Source organism: Rossellomorea sp. RS05, assembly GCF_039822645.1.
GTDB lineage: Bacteria > Bacillota > Bacilli > Bacillales > Bacillaceae_B > Rossellomorea > Rossellomorea marisflavi_B.
On record NZ_JBDKWY010000006.1, the window covers coordinates 187,751 to 204,414 of the forward strand.

Consider the following 16,664-nt stretch of genomic DNA (forward strand, 5'->3'; position numbering starts at 1 on the left):
GGTCATGTTTTCACAAGATATAGGAGGTATTTACCGTACCAATTTTAGTGTAAAAGACGATAAAACCTTATGTACCAAGGGTTTAGGTGTTATGATTGGTATTTTATAAAACGTTTTCAATTTTGAATCCCTGTGCTACGATATGGCTAATCAACGACAACACCACAGACAGAAAGAAGGGGTTCACATGGGAGATCAACAATTGGTCAAACAGATCATCACCGCTGTCGGCGGAGAAGATAATATTAAGAAGGTGTGGCACTGCATGACCCGCCTGCGCTTCGACCTCCACGACTTTGACGCCATCGACCGTGCCAAAGTTAAAGAGCTCGAAGGCATCATGGGGGATCAGCTCACAAACGATCAATACCAGATCGTAGTCGGCACCCACGTCCAGAAGGTACACGAAGCACTAACCGCAGAGCTAGGGACAACAGACGTGAAAAGCGCGGCACCGGGGAAAAAGAAAGGATTCTTCGGAGCACTCCTCGACATCGTATCGGGCGTGTTCGGACCGATCGTACCGGCCATCGCCGGAGCGGGAATGATCAAGGGGATCCTCGCCGGACTTATTGCACTCGAAGTCCTCAATAAAGAAAGCGACGCCGTCATCATCCTGGATCTCGTCGCAAGCGCCGTGTTCTACTTCCTGCCATTCTTCCTGGCAGCATCGGCCGCGAATATCTTCAAGACGAATCAGTACCTGGCCCTTGCCGTAGCAGGAGGATTCATGTATCCGTCCTTGCTCGATGCCGCCAAGCTCGGAGAAGTCAGTCAGTTCACCTTTATCGGTCTGCCTGTACCGGTCATCAACTACAGTGCCACCGTTATTCCGATCATCCTGTCCATCTGGGCCATGAGCTATATCCAAAAGTACGTAGACAAGTTCATGCCGAGCGTCCTCCGTACCGTCTTCACCCCGACGCTAACCCTGTTCATCACCATCCCGTTTGCCCTGATTGCAACGGGGCCACTGGGTGCCTATGTAGGAAGCCTGCTTGCTGCCTTCATTGAAATGTTATTCGGACTATCACCGGTATTAGCCGGAATCGTCGTCGGCGGTATCCGCCCAATCGCCATCGTCTTCGGCATGCACCACGCTATGACGCCGATCGCCCTTCAGAACTTCGCAGACAATGGATTCGACATGCTCATGCCGATGTTCTTCATGACCAACATGGCCATCGCCGGAGCAACATTCGCCGTCTTCTTCAAGGCAAAAGGGAAGAAAGAGAAATCCATCATTCTATCAGCGGCCATCTCGGCGCTACTCGGAATCACGGAGCCAGCCCTATTCGGTGTCCTCATCCGCTATAAGAAGGCGTTTCTCGCTTGTACCCTTGCCAGCATGGCCGGTTCTGCATTCTTCGCCATCATGGGCGTCCGCATCTATGGGTACATCCTGTCCAGCATCGTGAGCCTCGTTGCCTACATCGGACCGTACTTCCCGTATGCCATCATTGGGATCCTCCTCGCCCTTGGTGTCGGATTCGCCATCACGTTCTTTACCCTTAAGAAGAAAGAAGTAGCTGCAGAAGCATAAGAAAAACCGCTTGGGATTTGATTCCCAAGCGGTTTTTTAGATTTCCAGATGCTTTTTAAGGGTGGATTGAATCTCACCAAGCTCGGCATCAGGAATCACATAATAGTAGATTCCGTCGATGTTCGTACCTTCACCAGTCTCAATCTTAATCTGCTCGATATTGCCGGCAGCTGATTTGTAGTTTTTCTGAATGTCGACCATTTCCTTGAAGGAAAGGTTGGTTTTCACGTTCTTGCCTAGCGCATCGAAAATATCATCGAAGTTCCAAAGGCTTGAGAGGCTTGCCCCTTCGCGGATAACACCTTGGATGATTTCACGCTGGCGTAACTGACGTCCGAAGTCCCCGCGGGGATCCTCATGACGCATACGGGAGAATGCGAGTGCTTTCTTGCCGTCCAGTTTCAATGAGCCTTTGTTGAAGGTATATCCGTCTTGTACGAAATCGATATCGTTATTGACTGTCACACCACCGACAGCGTCGACAATGTCTTTGAATCCATCCATATTGATCGTTGCATAGTAATCAATTGGGATGTCGAGGAGATTTTCCACCGTGTTCATCGACCACTCAGCGCCCTCAGACGGTCCGCCCTTGGCAGCACCAAATGCGTAGGCATGGTTGATCTTGTCAACGGTTCCTTTATCCACGATTTCAGTGCGCGTATCACGTGGGATACTCAGCATCTTCACAGATTTCTCATTCGGATTGACGGTCAGCACAATCATGGAATCGGATCGCCCCACATCACCTTTTCGTTCAAATGATCCGTCTGTTCCAAGAAGGAGCACAGAGAATGGATCCTTCTCCTTGAACGTGACCTTCTCAGCCCGTTTCTCTGACTTCTCCCGTTTTACCGGGTCGTGCATGGCACCGACAGCGTCATTCAACGAGTTCCAGATCGTATAGGCATAAACTCCGCCTCCGAGAACCATAAGAAGGAGGATAATGCCGACGACCTTGGGCCACTTGCGTTTCTTTTTACGTTTGTCTGATCTCATTTAGCTCCCTACCTTTTCCTTTACCTAGTTACTAACATATCAGATTTTGTCATATATGGGTAGAAAATATTTCTACTGATTCCTTTATCATACAGGGCTAAACTTGCACTGAAATGTAATCGCTTACTGTTTTTCTTCTATAATATACGTTTCAAAAAAAGACCAGCCATATTGGCTAGTCTGCAATAAAGTAATCGACCAAGTAATCCTTCCATAGGGTGTAGCCTTTGGCGTTCGGTGTATCCTGGTCTTCAACCAGGTAGTCGGTCAACGTATCTTCTTCCGGCCACTCGCCCCAATGATCGAGGTAAGGGATTCCTTCATCTCCGGCAAATGTCTTCAGGTCCTCAATATTCGACGGATAATAGGTAGCCTTCAAGATCGGATGAGGGGGCTGAAGGATGAGAGTCGCCTCTTCATTGACTTCGTGAAGCTTTCGGTCAAAAATCAGGATACTCTCGTGATTCTGTACAGGACCTACACGGTTAGAGTTGTCCACTAGATTGAATGGTTCCCATAGAACCAGGTCGGGCGAACCGTCGAGTGCAATATCCACGTCCGAGCTGTTTACAAATTCTACTGATGTTGTATCCCATTCGAGGATACTCACTTCAATGGTATCTCCGTAATCTGATAGAAGAGATTCTTTCAGTTGAGGGGCCCATCCTCCTTCGCTTGCTCCAAGGGCAGGTGAACCCATGATGACAATCTTGAATGGAGATCCTTCTTTTACTTTCTTCTGATACGTTTCACGTGCAGGGTCCGGCCAGTTGGCTGTTAGGTCTTTTGCTACCGGATCCTTTTCCTCTTCTTCCTGTTTTGGTGCTTCCTCTGGAACAGGTTTTGGCTCAACGTTCGCTACCGCTTTTTGATTGGTGCGTTCCTGCCAGTAGTGATTTCCCATGACCAGCACGGCACCGCAGGCAATCGCCAACAGCACCAATAAGAATTGTTTCATCGTACATTCCCCCTGAGTGAATTCATGCAAGAAATATCTACTATTGTTGAAAATATCCTTTTCAAATAGAAAAATCTGTAGTTTAATAGAGAGTAATGGCATTTATATTACATTTTATTTAAAATTATGACAACATTTTCACAGGAATACAACAAAATCTGAAAGAATCTTACATATTTTTTCACTAGTTACAGGAGGCACTTCATGGAAGAAACCATCAGTTTACGTGAGTTAATGCAAACCCTCAGGAAGCGAATGAGTCTGATTATCCTTATTACCCTTACAGCCATCATAGTCAGTGGAGGGGTAAGTTTTTTTCTTTTAACCCCGGTTTATGAATCTTCCACCCAGCTGCTCGTCAACCAGTCCAAATCCGATCAATCCGCCTATAACAACCCAGGTCAAATCCAAACCAACCTCCAGCTTATCAACACCTACAAGGAAATCATCACCAGTCCGGTCATTCTCGATAAGGTATCAGAAGATCTCGGAATGAGTACAGGTGATATTCAATCCAAGATCACCGTATCGAATCAGAGTGATTCACAGGTTGTAAGACTGGCCGTTCAAGATACGGATCCTGCACAGGCTGCCCAAATTGCCAATAAAACAGCAGAAGTCTTCCAAAAAGACATTCCCGATATCATGAATGTGGACAACGTAACCATTCTGACCAAAGCAGATGTTGGCCAAAAGCAATCCCCAGTGAAGCCTAAACCTCTACTAAACATTGCCATCGCTATGGTGGTAGGGCTTATGATCGGAGTCGGAATTTCGTTCTTACTAGAATTCCTTGATAATACAATCAAGACCGAACAAGACGTCGAGAAAATATTGGGTGTACCAGTTCTCGGATCCATCGCAAAAATCGGTGAAACGAAAGCAGAGAAGAAATCCAGAAATACAGAAGAAAGAGGTGAGCGCATTGGGTAGCAAAAAGAGCAAGAAGCTGAAACAACTCATGATGTCGACAAGGCGTAAACTTGTCACCCATGACAACCCCCAATCGCCGATTTCAGAGCAATACAAAACTGTTCGAACAAGCATTAACTTCTCATCCGTAGACAAAGAAATCCGTTCCATCATGGTGACGTCTTCAGGACCTGGAGAGGGGAAATCGACAACGGCTGCGAATCTGGCTGTCGTGTTTGCCCAGGAAGGAAAGCATGTGCTGCTTGTAGACGGAGACATGAGGAAGCCTACTTCCCACTACACCTTTAACGTAAACAATACCTTTGGACTGACATCCGCTTTATCGCGACAGAAGACGCTTCGTGAAGTCGTTCAGCAGACCGAGATCAAAAATCTAGATCTTTTGACATGTGGACCGGTCCCGCCTAATCCGGCAGAACTCCTAAGTTCAAGGTCCATGGAAGAACTATTGGTCGACATCTATAGCGATTACGATCTTGTCGTATTCGACACGCCTCCGCTTCTGGCTGTCACGGATGCTCAAGTGCTCGCCAATCAGTGCGACGGCACCGTCCTTGTACTGAGTTCCGGTACAACGGAAATCGAAAGTGCGAAGAAAGCGAAAGACCTCCTCGACACAACCAAAGGAAAGCTTCTTGGAGTTATCCTAAACAACCGTGAAATCAAGGATACAAGCTATTATTACTATTACGGTAAAAAATAACTAGATTTCGACAAATTTCACCTATTTACATTTTCTGTACATGTAGTACAATGGTACGAGGTTTGATAATACCCTTAGGGGGAGGGGTCTTTTTGATCGATATCCATAGTCATATCCTACCGGGGATTGATGACGGAGCTCAGAGCTACATAGACAGCATCGTCCTGGCGAAAAAAGCAGTATCGGAAGGGATTCACACCATCCTTGCCACACCCCATCATCGAAACGGGAAGTATGAAAATGTACGGACAGACATTCTACACCGTGTAGATGAATTAAATAAGACGCTGAAAGAGGAACGGGTGGATCTAAAGGTCCTTCCTGGTCAGGAGACAAGAATTTACGGGGAAATGGTAGAGGACTACCGTAAGGGTGAGCTGCTGACGCTTAACCAAGTATCCCACTATCTATTCGTGGAATTCCCATCAAACGCTATACCGGGTTACGCCGAGCGACTATTCTACGATCTTCAAAATGAAGGGCTTGTACCCGTCATCGTTCACCCAGAGCGAAATGCTGAGATCATGGAAAGACCGGACAAGTTATATACGCTCGTGAAGAATGGGGCCATCACGCAAGTGACAGCAGCTTCCCTCACTGGGTACTTCGGAAAGAACATTCAAAGGTTATCGAAGCAGATGATTGAAGCAAACCTGACTCATTTCATTGCATCAGATGCCCATAACGTCAAAAATCGCACCTTTAAAATGGCAGAAGCCATGGATACCATCGAGAAACAATACGGCATCGACATGATCTACTACTTTACAGAGAATGCTGAACTTCTCATTGATGGTAAGAACATATACAGAGAGATTCCCGAACGGATCAAAAAGAAAAAATTCCTCGGAATCTTCTAACTCATATGAATATTTGATAAGGTCCTAAGGTACTATTGTCGTTGGAGTTACAGGTTAATGAAGAGTTATGACAACAGTAGAATTTTGGGAATGTCTCCTATCCATTATAATCGGAGGCACTCGGTCACCCTGTGGGCAGGAGAATACTCCTAGCCTTAGATGCTAGTCGTCGATGGGGGGATGTGAGGATGGGTTTGATGCCCATTTTTTTCATGATATCAAATTTACGTAATAATGTAAAATCTATTCATGTATTTAGGTTTAGGTAGAATGAATAATTTTTGTGGAATACTCTACTAAATGCCTAAGGGAAGAATGTAGCGCAGTCTATATGATTCCCTTAGGTATTTAATTTGTCAAAAAATTTAAAGGAGGAGTCAAGTTGAGCTATACGAAGCGAATTTCGCTTTTGATGGTGCTAGATTCCATCATTGTCCTGACCGCTATTTACGCCGGTTACTTTATTCTTCATCCTACGTTAAAGGTCTTCACTATCCCAACGCTTATCTTCAGCTCCATCTGTCTGCTCATCAGTCATCATGTATTTGCCTTCATTTATCGTTTATACCAAAAGGCATGGGAATATGCGAGTATCGGAGAAATGGTCACTATTGTGAAAGCCATTACCTTTTCCATTGCCAGTACAGCCATCATACAATTACTCGTCAATCAGGACGTCTACATAAGGGTCATGGCCGTCACGTGGATGCTACATATTCTTCTGATCGGAGGATCCCGTTTCTCCTGGAGAATGTACCGAGACCACTATATCAAACCGAAGCAGGAGAAAAAGAGGGCCTTAATCATCGGGGCAGGGTCTGCAGGTTCTATGCTCGTAAGGCAGTTAAGAAAGAATTCCGAAACCGATCTACTTCCCGTTGGTTTTATAGATGACAATCCAAAGAAATACAAGCTTCAAATTTATGGGGTTCAAGTATTCGGCCAAACAAAGGATATTCCCAAGATTGTGGAAAAGCTCAATGTCGATAACATCATCATTGCCATACCGTCCCTGAGCAAGCATGATATTCAGAACATCTATCAGGAATGCAGCAAGACATCTGCTAAAACGCAGATCATGCCAATGATTGAAGACATTGTATCCGGGAAGGTGTCGGTCCATCAGTTCCGTGAAGTGCAGGTAGAAGATCTCCTTGGAAGGGATCCAGTTGATCTCGACACAAAAACCATTTCAGAAAAACTGACTGGAAAAACCATTCTAGTGACAGGTGCAGGCGGTTCTATAGGCTCGGAAATCTGCCGTCAGGTAAGCAAGTTTGATCCGGACACCCTGTTGCTCCTTGGGCACGGAGAAAACTCCATTTATGGAATTGATATGGAGCTCCGTACTAAATACAAAAATGACTTCAACATCATCCCGATTATCGCAGACGTCCAAGACCGCGACCGGATCTTTGAGGTGATGGAATCCTATTCACCGGATGTTGTATACCATGCCGCGGCTCATAAGCATGTACCGCTGATGGAGTATAACCCAAGGGAAGCCGTCAAGAACAACGTCATCGGAACGAAAAACGTTGCAGAAGCAGCCGACACATTCGGTGTGAAAACCTTCGTCCTTGTCTCTTCTGACAAAGCAGTTAACCCAACAAATGTGATGGGGTCCACGAAGCGAATAGCCGAAATGGTCATTCAGAACCTGAACAAAGATAGTGATACCAACTTTGTTGCCGTCCGATTCGGGAACGTACTAGGTAGCCGGGGAAGCGTCATCCCCCTATTCAAGAAGCAGATACAGGCTGGTGGACCGGTTACGGTTACCCATCCGGATATGACACGCTACTTCATGACCATCCCGGAAGCATCAAGGCTCGTCCTGCAGGCAGGCGCCCTTGCCCGTGGAGGAGAAGTCTTCGTCCTTGATATGGGTGAACCGGTCAAGATTGTCGACCTTGCTAAAAATTTAATTAATTTATCCGGATACACCTTAGAAGAAATCGGCATCAGCTATGCAGGAATACGACCCGGTGAAAAAATGTATGAAGAGCTGCTCGGGGAGAACGAGGTCCATAGTAAGGAAATCTTCCCTAAAATCTTCATTGGAAGTACAGTGGAATTTGATTTTAAACGCGTAAGTAACCTAATTGAGAATCACCATGGGTTCAACCAAGAGTACATTGCCAATTATGTATTGGATCTTGCCAATAAGAATGAAGGCATTCTCATGAAAAGTGCTAATTAAAAAGGAGTGTCACCCATGCAAAAAGTAAGAAAAGCCATTATCCCAGCAGCAGGTCTTGGCACCCGCTTCCTGCCAGCCACAAAAGCACAACCGAAGGAAATGCTACCAATTGTCGATAAACCGACTATTCAATACATTATCGAAGAAGCTGTAGCTTCTGGCATTGAAGATATTATCATCGTTACCGGTCGAGGAAAACGTGCCATTGAAGATCACTTCGACAAATCGTATGAGTTGGAAGAAACGCTTGCTAAGAAAGAGAAGTACGACCAGCTTGAAGAAGTACAAGGTATCTCTAAACTTGCTAATATTCACTATATCCGTCAAAAAGAACCGCTAGGTCTTGGACATGCCATCTCATGTGCCAGACGCTTTATTGGAAATGAACCGTTTGCCGTTCTACTAGGAGATGATATTGTTCACTCTCCAGAATACCCTTGTTTGAAGCAACTTATCGATGTTTACAAGCGATACAATTCTTCTGTAATCGGGGTCAAGGAAGTACCAGAGCAAGACGTTTCGAAATACGGGATTATCTCGTATAATCAGAATCGTTTTGACGACGGTGTCTACCACCTCAATGATCTTGTGGAGAAACCTAAGGCAGAGGATGCGCCATCCAACTATGCCATCATGGGTCGCTATCTACTTCGTCCAGAAATCTTTGATATTCTAGAAAACCTTCCTCCTGGAGCAGGTGGAGAAATCCAATTGACTGACGCGATCAAGAAGTTGAACGAGATGCAAATGGTCGTTGGTTATGAGTTTGAAGGCGAGCGTCATGATGTTGGAGATAAGTTTGGGTTCATCAAGGCTACTCTAGATTTTGCACTTGAAAGGGAAGACCTTAGAGACCAGGTTATGGATTATCTGAAAACAGTAACAGAAAAAGTAAATAATTAAGTCAGAGTTTCCCTCTGACTCAAAGGGGATAGGAAATTGTATCAAACCTTAAAGATCAAGCGAATGCTAGATATCCTACTTTCATTGTTAGGTATGATTGTAGCGTCACCATTCATTCTTGTCTTCATTATAGCTATCAAGATCACCTCTAAAGGACCAATTCTTTTTAAGCAAAAGAGAATTGGAATCCATAAGGAAACCTTCAATATTCTAAAGTTTCGAACGATGCGTATTGATACACCGAGTGATACACCAACTCATTTATTGAATGATCCGGATCAATATATTACAAAAATTGGTAAATTCCTACGTAAATCCAGCATGGATGAACTCCCACAGTTATGGAACATCTTTGTTGGAGATATGAGTATCATAGGTCCTAGGCCAGCTTTGTGGAATCAGTATGACCTTATAGAGGAAAGAGATAAATATGGTGCAAACGATGTGTATCCTGGTCTTACTGGTTGGGCGCAAATCAATGGAAGAGATGAACTGCCAATTGATGTGAAGTCTAAACTCGATGGAGAATATGTGAAAAATCAAAGCCTTACAATGGACGTAAAATGTTTTTTCGGAACTATATCAATCGTATTGAATAGAAGGGGTTATCTAGAAGGACAAAAATAATCTTAGTGCAGATGAAGAAGTTGCATTATCGAACCAAAAAAAGAGTGTAATGAAATCTAAAATTGGTGGTAGTAAATTTGAATCCAGATAAATTAGTCAGCGTCATAGTGTCAACATATAGAAGAGATCACTCTTTAGTTAAAGCATTAAACTCATTAGCTATACAGACCTACGAAGACCTCGAGATAATAGTAGTTGATGATAATGCAGATCTAACGTGGAATCAACGCGTAAAGAATATAATATCTGAAGTTGAGCACCATAATACTATTAATATCAAGCACCAAGTAAATAATCAAAATTTAGGGTCGGCAAAATCTCGAAATGTTGGGATTGCATCTGCAAATGGAGTATATATAACGTTTCTAGATGATGATGATATATATTTGAAAGATAAAGTAAAAAAACAAGTTCTTTTCATGCAGGAAAACAAACTCGATTTTTGCATTACTGATCTAAAATTGTATAACGAAGAAAATGACTTGGTTGACTATAGAAAGCGATTAGACTTGGAAAAAGATATCATTGGTAGTAAAACAAAACTCTTGAAATACCATTTATTGAATCATTTGACAGGAACCGATACGCTAATGTTTAAAAAGGAATATATTAAATTTATTGGATGCTTCCCTGAAATTGATATCGGGGATGAATTTTACCTAATGTTAAATGCTATAAATGGAAACGGTTTATTCGGATACTTACCACAATGTGATGTAAAAGCCTATGAACATTCAAAAACGGTTGGCTTATCAAGCGGTGATGGGAAAATTGCTGGGGAAATCCAACTGTTTAACCAAAAGAAAAAGTATTTTTTCATGTTAGATTTCAACGAAAAAAAAGTAATAAAAATGAGACATTATGCTGTGTTGGCTTATACAGAATTGAGAAGAAAAAATTATCTCGGTTTTATTAAAAATTCTACTTTCTCATTTATTTACAGTCCCAGTGGGCTAATAAAAATATTAAAAAACAGAAAACATAGGTGATATAGTGAAGGTTGAAGTCTTATTATCAACAATGAATCAAAAAAATGATAATTTTATTGAAAAAATGAATTTACAAACCGATACACTAATAATTAATCAAACTAACAATTATTTTGGATATAAAGAATTAATTAAAAATGCTTCTAAAATAAGAATAATCTCTATGAAAGAAAAGGGTATAGGTTTAAGCAGAAACAATGCTTTAATGAGAGCTAAGGGGGATATTTGTTTACTTGCGGATGATGATATGGTTTATAACCCCAAATACGAAGAAAATATCCTTGCAGCGTTTAATTCACAACCTAAGGCTGACGTGATACTATTCAATGTTCCAAGTACTAATAAAAATAGGCCAACTGCAAATATTAAAACTATAAGAAGAGTCCGTAGCTATAATTTTATGAGGTACGGTGCAGTGAATGTTGCATTTAGAAAAAATAGTATCTGGAACGCTAATATTAGTTTTTCTCTCTTATTTGGAGGAGGGGCTAAGTTTAGTGCTGGAGAAGATAGTTTATTTTTATTTGAATGTTTGAAAAAAGGTCTTAGAGTAGAAACAAATCCAGATGAAATTGCCATAGTTGATCAAGAAGGATCATCATGGTTTAACGGTTATAATGATAAATATTTCTACGATAAAGGTGTTTTTTTTACTGCACTTTCAAAAAACTTTGCGTATTTATTAATAATACAATTTTTGATTAGAAAATATAAATTATATAAAAATGAAATTACTATGCCTAACGCACTTTCTATGATGCTTAAAGGTGCGAATAATTTTAAAAAGGTGAATTAGATGTACTGGATAACCAAATTAAAGAAAATTAGGTTACAAGATTTAAATAGTTTATTGAAAATATTGGCTGCATATCCCTTATCATATTTATTAAAACTTTATAAAAAAGATATATGGTTAATTAGTGAAAGACCTGATGATGCTAGAGACAATGGCTATTATCTTTTTAAGTATATTAGAGAAAATTATCCAAATGATAATGCTTATTACGCAATAAATAAAGACTCTAATGATTATAATAAAGTTTCCATATTGGGTAACACTATAAATTTTGGTAGTATTAGACATTTTTTGTATTATTTCGCTGCTAATAAAAATATAAGTTCTCATATAGGTAGTGGAGAACCTGGAGGGCAACTGTGTTTAAATTTAGAAATATTGGGAGTTATTAAGAACACAAAGGTATTTCTTCAGCATGGAATAATAAAAGACATGCTTAATTTTGCATTATACAAAAATACTAAAGTAGATCTTTTTGTATGTGGTGCAGCACCCGAGTATGAGTACGTTGCAAAAGAATTTGGTTACCCAAAAAATCATGTCAAATATATAGGTCTTTGTAGATTTGATGGTTTACATAATGTAAAAGTAAATAATAACCAAATCTTAATAATGCCAACGTGGAGGCATTGGTTGGACAGTGAAGTAGAAGAATTTGAAAAGTCTGATTATCTACAAGAATATTTGAAACTTCTTAGGGATAAAGACTTAAATGAGTACCTAAAAGAAAATGAGCTAAAGATTGTTTTCTATCCTCATGATAATATTCAAAAATATATTCATTTGTTTGGTGAATCAACTAATAATATAACTATAGCTAGGAAAAGTGAATTTGACGTCCAAGAACTTTTAAAGGAATCTGCCATACTAATAACAGATTATTCAAGTGTCTTCTTTGATTTTGCATATATGAACAAGCCTATCTTACATTTTCATTTTGACGACTCTAAATATCGACAAAATCATTATAAAGAAGGCTATTTTAATTACGTAAGAGATGGTTTTGGACCTGTACTATACAATTCACAAGATTTAATAAAAGAAGTTAAACTTAGACACAAAGATAATTTTAGGTTGTCAAAAAATTATTCAGAAAGAATTAAAAACTTTTTCCCGTTACATGATCAAAGAAATTGTACTAGAACGTACGAGGAAATAAGTAAAATATAGAGGTAAAATATGAGAGAAAAATATTTATTAAGTAGAGAGAAAGTCTTCACTTTTTTAGTATGTATTATGCCCATATTACATCAGTATGCTTCCCCAATTCCAAATATAACGCTAGGTGAAATCGGCTTAATTTTTTTTACTGTTCTAGGTGTAGTTGAAATAAGTAAAAAAAATGAGAATATTTCATTTTCTTCTTATGGTTTGTTTTTATATCTTTTATTACTTACAAGTTTACTTTCAGCACTATCACAAGTTGGAAGCTATAATATAAATGATTCTATAAAATTATTTGCACGCTTGTTTTTTTATTTTATTATCATTGTTTATATTAGGAAATTATATTTTAATTTAGATTTATCCATACGCATCTATCGTTGGTTGGCAACTATTGCATGTGTTTTTCTTTTTATTCAAGTTTTCGCATTTTATTTTTTGCATAAAATAGTTCCCTCAGTTGTGAATTTTCTGCCTCTTTATAATAATACCAGTTACAGTCTAATTGATTTTAATGCAGTATATTCACAGTTGTTTAGACCGCAATCCTTCTTTTTAGAACCAGGTGTTTTAGCTCAATTTCTTTTTCCTGCACTACTATTTTCCTTGTTCAAATTTAACCAAGAGAAAAAGTACATTAGTGTAAAATTTGCATTGTTTATAAGTATATCCTTAATTGCAACACTTTCAGCACAAGCCATCTTTATTACTTTAATAATTTGGTCATTATGGTTATTTTCATTACGCAAAAGTATAAGTGTCCCTAAAAAAGTAGGTATTTCATTTCTTGTTGTATTTGTATGTTTGTCGTTTGTAATCTTAGTATTTAACAATGAACCTTTACATAAGGCCACACTCGGTAGATTTGTAGAGGGAACTTCATATGATTCAACAGGTGTCCGCGTAATAAGAGGTTTTCAAGTTTTTGAACAGTTAGATATTTACCATAAGTTTGTTGGGACTGGCTATGGTAATGTAACATCGTATGTTTTAGATAATAATATTACAACAGAGAATGACCTTTATGGCATTAACTCGAATGGTCAAAGACTCTATAACTATGAATATATGAACACAGTAGCATACGTATTAGTCACAGGAGGAATAATTACGTTCATAGTTTTTGCTTTAATGTTTTTAAATCTATTTAAGAATACGCAAGGGTTCTCGCAAATCAGTGTGGTTATTTTACTGATTATATCGATTTATGGAGGAACTTTGGTTTCCACTACTTGGATAATTTTTATGTTTTATATAAACGAAGGAAAGGATGAATTAGAGAAGAAAAAAGTGAATATTTTTAGAGGGGGGTTGAAACTTGAGAACTCATAACTCCTTTAGGAATGTAACAGTTTCATTTATAGGTCAAATCATAGCAATGCTAATAGCTTTTCCTGCAAGGTATTTCTTTATAAAGACACTTGGAATTGACTATCTAGGTTTAAATAGTCTTTTTATTAATATTGTGACAATACTATCACTAGCTGATTTAGGCATAGGAAGTGCTATAGTTTATAGCTTATATGCCCCATTAGCCAAGAAAAATGAAAATGCAATTATGGGATTAATGAATTTTTATAAACAAGCTTATACAATTATTGGAATTGTGGTATTTGTGTTTGGTTTATTAATCTTACCATTTGTATCATTATTTACTTCTACGACCTCCATACCAAATATCCATTTCATTTTTCTTCTATTTGTATTAAATACAACTATCTCATATTTTTATGCTTACAAAAGATCTATTGTGATAGCTTATCAAAAGAATTACATCATTAATACTATTCACTATACATCGATAGTTTCTTTGAATATTTTACAAGTATTGGTATTGTTAACAACTAAAAACTTCATTTTATTCTTAGTTATTCAAATATTAGTAACACTTATAGAAAATTTGTTTATTTCAAAGATTGCTAACAATATGTTTCCATTTTTAAGAAATAAAAACAGAGTTAAAATAAGTAAAGATGAAAAATCTGGTATATTTGAAAATGTAAAAGCAATCTTGTTACATAAAATTGGTGGTGCAATTCTACAAGGAACCGATAACATTGTGATTTCAATTTATTTAGGAGTATATTGGGTTGGATTATACTCAAATTATATTTTAATAATAAATGCAATAATTTCTATATTTAATCAAATTTATAATTCTATAACTGCAAGTGTTGGAAACTTATTAGTCACTGAAGAAAAACAAAGAAATTACAATGTGTTTAATAATTTATTATTTATTAATTTCTGGATTGTAGGTTTTTGTTCTATCAATTTATTGATCTTAATTAATCCTTTTATTACTCTATGGCTTGGAGACACGTATTTGCTGAGTTCTACGACTATAATACTAATTGTAATTAATTTCTATCTATTTTGTTTTAGAAATACTGCCCTATTGTTTAAAAATGCTGCAGGATTGTTTAGACAAGATAAATACAAGCCATTAATTGAAGGGAGCTTGAATATTGTATTATCAATTCTTTTAGTGAAAATCATGGGAATAAACGGTATTTTAGTTGGTACAATAATTAGTATGTTATTAACTAGTTTCTGGATTGAGCCTTTTATAGTATATAAGCACATTTTTTATAAAAAGGTTAGTAAATATTATTTGAAGATTTTATTTTACACAATAGTTAATATAATAGTTGGATCTTTTGCGTGGTTTATAGTTCAACTTATACCTCAGCAAGATTTGTTCGGTTTTTGCATCAAGGTATTAATATGTTTAATAATACCAAATTTCATCTTTGTATTTTCTTTTAGTAAAACTCAAGAGTTTAAATATCTATCACATTTAATATTAAAGTTCCTAAAAATAAGGAGAAATTCTTATGAGTAAAGTTACGTTTTTAGTTAAGAACATTTATAATCAAGGCGGGGATACTAGGTCTGTATGTATATTGGCTAACAAACTAGTTGCGTCTGAAAACTATGAAATTACAATCCTTTCGCTATTTAAGACAGCGGAAACCCCGTTGTTCGCGTTGGATAATAGAATTAAAATTTTAAATTTGTTTGACGAACCTTTTAGCGTAAGAAAAAATATTATTAATATCAAAAAAAAATTCAAGAGATATGTAAATGAAAATTCAATCGATTTTTTAATAATTGAAGCAATAGGCTTTAATTGTTTTACATGGAGAGTGTTGAAAAAATTCCCTAACATAAAGACTGTATCTGTCGAACATGCTAGTTATGCAGATGGGGGAAAGGTATTTGGATTAGCATGGTTCGGGAGGAGAATAGCAGGAAAGTATAATGATAGCATAGTAGTCTTAACTAATCGTGATAGAGCGGACTACCTTCAAAATGTAAGAAAGATTAATAGAATTGAGCAAATATACAATCCTCTTGATGAGAGTATTGCGAATTTCAGTTATAATTCAAACTCAAAAAAAATTATTACTTGTGGGCGCCTTGTGAAGGTTAAAGGCTATGATTACTTATTAGAGGTTGCTGAAAGAGTATTTGCCAAACATAAGGAATGGGAGTGGCATATATATGGGAGTGGGAATTATCAAAAAGAAATGAACGGGATTATTGATGCTAAGAATCTTAGAAATAATGTCTACTTAAAGGGAGAAGTAATCGATATATATAGTAGATATAAGGAATATTCTTTCTATGTAATGACCTCACGTAAAGAATCATTTGGGATGGTTTTAATAGAAGCTCTTCAGTCTGGAATTCCAGTAATTAGTTTCGATTGTAAAAATGGTCCTGCAGAAATTATTAACCAAAATGTAAATGGCTATTTGATTTCCGATTTTAATGTTGAAGAAATGGTAGAGAGAATAGAACACCTTATAGTTAATGCAGACGTGAGAAAAAAGCTCGCGAAGAATTCTTTATTAGGACTCGATAGATTTGAAATCGACAATATAGTGAGAAAGTGGACTGAATTATTGGAGTCTTTATAGCGTGATAGTTTTTTAGAAAAGTAGCTATTTAAGAATGGCTTAAAAATACAAATAACATGG

The 16,664-nt window shown here is 38.2% G+C and carries 15 protein-coding genes; 13 read left to right on the plus strand and 2 right to left on the minus strand.

Annotation, left to right across the window (positions count from 1 at the left end):
• The first annotated feature begins 187 nt into the window (after positions 1-187).
• A complete protein-coding gene (locus tag ABJ225_RS15900) occupies positions 188-1,543 on the plus strand; it encodes a PTS transporter subunit EIIC (protein WP_347321045.1) in 1,356 nt (451 codons plus the stop codon).
• Between the two features lie 36 nt (positions 1,544-1,579).
• On the opposite strand, the gene ABJ225_RS15905 is transcribed toward ABJ225_RS15900, so the two are convergent.
• Together ABJ225_RS15905 and ABJ225_RS15910 are read right to left on the minus strand one after the other, a co-directional pair.
• Positions 1,580-2,542 (minus strand): LCP family glycopolymer transferase, encoded by a 963-nt coding sequence (locus ABJ225_RS15905; RefSeq protein ID WP_347321046.1) that lies wholly within the window; start codon positions 2,540-2,542, stop codon positions 1,580-1,582.
• A 175-nt stretch (positions 2,543-2,717) separates the two neighbouring features.
• Complete coding sequence (locus ABJ225_RS15910; RefSeq protein WP_347321047.1) at positions 2,718-3,500, minus strand: SGNH/GDSL hydrolase family protein; 783 nt, start codon at positions 3,498-3,500, stop codon at positions 2,718-2,720.
• 204 nt (positions 3,501-3,704) lie between these two features.
• On the opposite strand from ABJ225_RS15910, the gene ABJ225_RS15915 reads away from it, so the two are divergent.
• The 12 genes from ABJ225_RS15915 (at position 3,705) to ABJ225_RS15970 (ending at position 16,604) form a co-directional block, all read left to right on the plus strand.
• Positions 3,705-4,433, plus strand: coding sequence for a YveK family protein (locus ABJ225_RS15915; RefSeq protein ID WP_347321048.1), 729 nt, complete (start codon positions 3,705-3,707; stop codon positions 4,431-4,433).
• Positions 4,426-5,136: a CpsD/CapB family tyrosine-protein kinase gene (locus ABJ225_RS15920; protein WP_373921156.1), complete on the plus strand. Its 711-nt coding sequence runs from the start codon at positions 4,426-4,428 to the stop codon at positions 5,134-5,136. The genes ABJ225_RS15915 and ABJ225_RS15920 overlap by 8 nt, the downstream gene beginning before the upstream one ends.
• Positions 5,137-5,228: 92 nt before the next feature.
• Positions 5,229-5,996: a tyrosine-protein phosphatase gene (locus ABJ225_RS15925; protein WP_347321049.1), complete on the plus strand. Its 768-nt coding sequence runs from the start codon at positions 5,229-5,231 to the stop codon at positions 5,994-5,996.
• Between the two features lie 382 nt (positions 5,997-6,378).
• Entirely contained in the window at positions 6,379-8,199 is a 1,821-nt protein-coding gene (locus ABJ225_RS15930) for a polysaccharide biosynthesis protein (RefSeq protein WP_347321050.1), read from the plus strand.
• Between the two features lie 15 nt (positions 8,200-8,214).
• Complete coding sequence (gene galU / locus ABJ225_RS15935) at positions 8,215-9,102, plus strand: UTP--glucose-1-phosphate uridylyltransferase GalU (RefSeq protein ID WP_347321051.1); 888 nt, start codon at positions 8,215-8,217, stop codon at positions 9,100-9,102.
• A 63-nt stretch (positions 9,103-9,165) separates the two neighbouring features.
• Positions 9,166-9,729, plus strand: coding sequence for a sugar transferase (locus tag ABJ225_RS15940; protein WP_347321091.1), 564 nt, complete (start codon positions 9,166-9,168; stop codon positions 9,727-9,729).
• 77 nt (positions 9,730-9,806) lie between these two features.
• Positions 9,807-10,718 (plus strand): glycosyltransferase family 2 protein, encoded by a 912-nt coding sequence (locus ABJ225_RS15945; RefSeq protein ID WP_347321052.1) that lies wholly within the window; start codon positions 9,807-9,809, stop codon positions 10,716-10,718.
• Positions 10,719-10,722: 4 nt separating this feature from the next.
• Positions 10,723-11,514, plus strand: a complete 792-nt coding sequence (locus ABJ225_RS15950) for a glycosyltransferase family 2 protein (RefSeq protein WP_347321053.1) — start codon at positions 10,723-10,725, stop codon at positions 11,512-11,514.
• Positions 11,515-12,684: a CDP-glycerol glycerophosphotransferase family protein gene (locus ABJ225_RS15955; RefSeq protein ID WP_347321054.1), complete on the plus strand. Its 1,170-nt coding sequence runs from the start codon at positions 11,515-11,517 to the stop codon at positions 12,682-12,684.
• A 9-nt stretch (positions 12,685-12,693) separates the two neighbouring features.
• Positions 12,694-14,010, plus strand: coding sequence for a hypothetical protein (locus ABJ225_RS15960; protein WP_347321055.1), 1,317 nt, complete (start codon positions 12,694-12,696; stop codon positions 14,008-14,010).
• Entirely contained in the window at positions 13,997-15,523 is a 1,527-nt protein-coding gene (locus ABJ225_RS15965) for a lipopolysaccharide biosynthesis protein (RefSeq protein WP_347321056.1), read from the plus strand. Before ABJ225_RS15960 ends, ABJ225_RS15965 begins: the two co-directional genes overlap by 14 nt.
• On the plus strand, positions 15,516-16,604 hold the full coding sequence (locus ABJ225_RS15970) for a glycosyltransferase family 4 protein (RefSeq protein WP_347321057.1): 1,089 nt from the start codon (positions 15,516-15,518) through the stop codon (positions 16,602-16,604). Before ABJ225_RS15965 ends, ABJ225_RS15970 begins: the two co-directional genes overlap by 8 nt.
• The last annotated feature ends 60 nt before the right edge of the window (positions 16,605-16,664 follow it).

Coding starts and splice junctions, on each gene's coding strand:
- ABJ225_RS15900 (WP_347321045.1), top strand. CDS start 188: ATGGGAGATCAACAATTGGTCAAACAGATCATCACCGCTGTCGGCGGA.
- ABJ225_RS15905 (WP_347321046.1), bottom strand. CDS start 2,542: ATGAGATCAGACAAACGTAAAAAGAAACGCAAGTGGCCCAAGGTCGTC.
- ABJ225_RS15910 (WP_347321047.1), bottom strand. CDS start 3,500: ATGAAACAATTCTTATTGGTGCTGTTGGCGATTGCCTGCGGTGCCGTG.
- ABJ225_RS15915 (WP_347321048.1), top strand. CDS start 3,705: ATGGAAGAAACCATCAGTTTACGTGAGTTAATGCAAACCCTCAGGAAG.
- galU (WP_347321051.1), top strand. CDS start 8,215: ATGCAAAAAGTAAGAAAAGCCATTATCCCAGCAGCAGGTCTTGGCACC.
- ABJ225_RS15940 (WP_347321091.1), top strand. CDS start 9,166: ATGCTAGATATCCTACTTTCATTGTTAGGTATGATTGTAGCGTCACCA.
- ABJ225_RS15955 (WP_347321054.1), top strand. CDS start 11,515: ATGTACTGGATAACCAAATTAAAGAAAATTAGGTTACAAGATTTAAAT.
- ABJ225_RS15960 (WP_347321055.1), top strand. CDS start 12,694: ATGAGAGAAAAATATTTATTAAGTAGAGAGAAAGTCTTCACTTTTTTA.
- ABJ225_RS15970 (WP_347321057.1), top strand. CDS start 15,516: ATGAGTAAAGTTACGTTTTTAGTTAAGAACATTTATAATCAAGGCGGG.